Raw genomic sequence first — 3,563 nt, 5'->3', positions numbered from 1 at the left:
CCGCCGCCCCCGCCTGGGCCGCCACCGCCCCCACCGAGCGCGCCGCCCTGCTGGACCGCGCCGCCGACCTGATGGAGCAGCGCCGCGAGGCCCTGCTCGGCCCCATGGTGCGCGAGGCGGGCAAGTCCCTGCCCAACGCCGTCGCCGAGGTGCGGGAGGCGGTGGATTTCCTGCGCTACTATGCCGCGGAGGCGCGCGGCCTCGAGGCCGCCACGCACCCTCCCCTCGGGCCGGTGGTCTGCATCTCGCCCTGGAACTTTCCGCTCGCCATCTTCACCGGGCAGGTCGCGGCGGCGCTGGCCGCCGGCAACCCGGTGCTGGCCAAGCCGGCCGAGGAGGTGCCGCTGATCGCCGGCCTGGCCTGCGACCTGCTGCGCGAGGCCGGCATCCCGCCCGCCGCGCTGCAATTCCTGCCGGGCGATGGCGAGGTCGGCGCGCGGCTGGTCGCCGATCCGCGCGTGCAGGGGGTGATGTTCACCGGCTCGACCGAGGTGGCGCGGCTGATCAACCGCCAACTCGCCACGCGGCTCGGCCGCCACGGTAGGCCGGTGCCGCTGATCGCCGAGACGGGCGGCCAGAACGCCATGGTGGTGGACAGTTCCGCCCTGCCGGAACAGGTGGTGGCCGATGTCCTGGCCTCGGCCTTCGACAGCGCCGGCCAGCGCTGCTCGGCGCTGCGCCTCCTCTGCCTGCAGGAGGATGTGGCGGACCGTGTGCTGACCATGCTGAAGGGCGCCATGGCGGAGCTGCGCATCGGCCGCCCGGATCGCCTGGCCACCGATATCGGCCCGGTCATCAGCGGGGAGGCGCGGCAGGGCATCGAGCGCCATCTGGCCGCCATGCGCGCCGCCGGCCGCGCCGTTCATGCCCTGCCCCTGCCCGGGGAGGCCGCGCGCGGCCACTTCGTCTCGCCAGCCCTGGTGGAGATCGAGCGGCCGGCCATGCTGGAGCGCGAGGTCTTCGGCCCGGTGCTGCACGTGCTGCGCTTCCGGCGCGACGGCCTGGAGGCCCTGCTGCGCGACCTCGCCGCCACCGGCTACGCGCTGACCTTCGGCGTGCATTCGCGCATCGACGAGACCATCGCGCGGCTGACCGACCGCGCCCCGGCCGGGAACATCTACGTCAATCGCAACATCATCGGCGCCGTGGTCGGCGTGCAGCCCTTCGGCGGCCACGGGCTTTCCGGCACCGGCCCCAAGGCGGGCGGGCCGCTCTACCTGCGCCGGCTGCTGGTTGCCGCGCCGGAGCCCCCCCTGCCGCCCGGCCCCGCCCCCGCTCCCGCCGCCCTGGCCTGGCACGGCCACCTCTCCGCCCGGGGCCAGCACGAGGCGGCGGCCCGCTGCGCGGCGATGGCCCGGGCCTCCCGCCTCGGCCTGCGGCTGGCGCTGCCGGGGCCGGTGGGCGAGACCAACACCTACATGCTGGACCCGCGCGGCGCCGTCCTCTGCCGCCCCGCCACGCCGCTCGGCCTGATGCTGCAGGTCGGTGCCGCCCTGGCCTCCGGCAACCGCGCCCGCGTGGCGGCGCCCGACGGCCTGCGCGACTGGCTCGCCGGCCTCCTGCCCGCCGATCTGGCGGAGCATGTCACGCTGGTGGAGGCGGAGGCCCTGGCGGGCTGCGCCGTCGCGCTCTTCGAGGGAGAGGCGGCGGAGTTGCAGGCCTTCTGCGCCCACGCGGCCGCGCTGGACGGACCGCTGCGCCCTGTCCTCGCGGCCACGCCTGCGGAACTGGCCGGAGGCGGGGACTATCCGCTGGAGTTGCTGCTGCGGGAACGCTCGGTCAGCACCAACACGGCGGCGGCGGGCGGCAATGCCAGCCTGATGAACATCGGCTGACGGCGCGTTTCACGGTTCTCGAAGAAACACACCCTCGCAAAGCCGAAGGCGATCACCGCGGCGGGCAGGACAGGGTCGCTCGTCCCTGCCCCCTCCGTGCGGTCATCGCCCACCGCCCGCCCGGGATGCTCCTGACCCTGCCGTCGGATACGAGAATATCCAGAAGGCTTCTGGCTTCCCTATCGAGATGCCTTGTAGAGTTTGGTGGCAATCTCGAACATTTCCTCGGGCGAATAGTCCGGGCTGAAGGCTGAGGGTATGCCGGTCAGCTGGTGAATCTTCCCACCTTCCGGCAGGCCGTCGACCACCGTCAGTTCTCCTGGCGGATCATCGGGAAGCGCCTGCTCTCCATTGCCCCAGATGCCGGCCATCTCCTTGTAGTCGGCGGGGCTGAATGTGTAGAGCCGGCGGTGGGATCCCTCTTGCAGGTACTTCTGACATTCCGGAATCTTGTCGAGGGGAATGTTCGGCGTGGGCAGGAACTTCTCCAACTCCACCCCCGTGATCTGCTTCAGAGCCAGGGCATAGGCATGCGCATGCACGGAGCCCCGGACGAGCAGGTACCCACAGACCTCGCGCCCTGTCGGATCCGACAGGGTCTCATAGACCCGCAGCTTGTGCAGGCGGGCGCCGCATTCGAGATGGAAGTTGTGCAGCAGGTCAACGACCACATTGCCGGTCGTCGTCACCATATCCGCATTCCAGGACATGGAGTTGCTGTTGACCGGCAACGCACCGCCGCCGTTGGAGGCGAACGACGCAAAGGAGCGGATATCCTTCATGGCCTCGAAGGGCGCGCCGGAGATGTCACCGCCATCGGCCAGATCACCGCTGTTGTCGGGCCCGTTGGCGAGCATGGCGACACCGTTGCTCACCAGCTCCACATGCCCGAGCTCTTCCGCCGTGATGCTGGCCACCAGGCTATAGAATGGCCTGAGCTTGTCCTTGCTGCGGAAATTGAAACTCTGGAACATGTAGTTGCCCAGGGTGGACATCTCGCCGTACTTGCCGCCCAACAGCTCCTGTAAAGCTGCCGCTGCGTTGGGATCCGCTCTCTTGGGCGATGGAAGCTCAGCCTGGAGTTTGTCTATTCTCATGAACATCGCGGTGTTCCTTCGGGGAGTTTCCCGTTGGAAGAACCGTTCAGGGCTGCATGAGTTTGGCTCTCAAGAATTATCTCCTGCGCTTCCGGGGCGAACATCCCCCCTCCAGACGCCACCGAGGTCGCGCCTGGCCGGTCGCCAGCGCGAAGGCGATGGCCCGTCCGCCTCCATCGCGGCTGCCGCTGCTCCAGGCCGCATCGCTTCTGCCACACGGCTCTGATCTCATGCGGGGAAACAGGCTGGTTGGGGCGCCAGGATTCGAACCTGGGAATGGCGGTACCAAAAACCGCTGCCTTACCGCTTGGCTACGCCCCAGCGCCGCCGCGTGGGGCTGAATAAAGGCCGGACGGGCCATTCGTAAAGCCCCCACCCCAGCGCCACCAGGCCTCCGGCAGGCCGGCCGCGGCGGCGCGCGCGGCGGCGGCATCGGGCAGCAGCGCGAAGCAGGTGGCGCCCGAGCCGCTCATCCGCGCCAGCAGGCAGTCCGGCAGCGCGCGCAGGGCGGCCAGCGTCTCGCTCACCGCCGGGCAGAGGCGGATGGCGGCGGCCTGCAGGTCGTTGCGGCAGGAGGCCAGCCCCTGCGCCATGGCGCCGGCATCGGCCCAGCCCGCGGGCAGGGTCGCGG

General features: G+C 70.7%; 2 protein-coding genes, 1 tRNA gene and 1 pseudogene. 1 reads left to right on the top strand and 3 read right to left on the bottom strand.

The genetic code is table 11. The features are described from left to right. On the top strand, window positions 1-1,835 hold a 1,835-nt coding region (locus ACVMLK_RS20295), incomplete at its 5' end, for an L-glutamate gamma-semialdehyde dehydrogenase (RefSeq protein WP_457487449.1). Window positions 1,836-2,014: 179 nt separating this feature from the next. Here the strand turns inward: ACVMLK_RS20295 and ACVMLK_RS20290 are convergent. From ACVMLK_RS20290 to ACVMLK_RS20280, 3 genes and pseudogenes are all read right to left on the bottom strand, one after another. Beyond that, window positions 2,015-2,938, bottom strand: coding sequence for a manganese catalase family protein (locus tag ACVMLK_RS20290; RefSeq protein WP_198367677.1), 924 nt, complete (start codon window positions 2,936-2,938; stop codon window positions 2,015-2,017). Between the two features lie 240 nt (window positions 2,939-3,178). Continuing rightward, window positions 3,179-3,253: transfer RNA gene (locus tag ACVMLK_RS20285), tRNA-Gln, on the bottom strand. Then, window positions 3,244-3,563 (bottom strand): annotated as a pseudogene (locus ACVMLK_RS20280) (hypothetical protein); the annotation flags it as partial. The gene ACVMLK_RS20285 and the pseudogene ACVMLK_RS20280, both read right to left, overlap by 10 nt.

The sequence above is a fragment of the Teichococcus aerofrigidensis genome, assembly GCF_054073225.1.
Note: the sequence above shows the minus strand (reverse complement) of the source record. Positions and strands in the feature narration are given on the sequence as shown.

Excerpts from the sequence above, each read along its gene's own strand:
- ACVMLK_RS20290 (WP_198367677.1), bottom strand. The coding sequence starts at position 2,938 with ATGTTCATGAGAATAGACAAACTCCAGGCTGAGCTTCCATCGCCCAAG.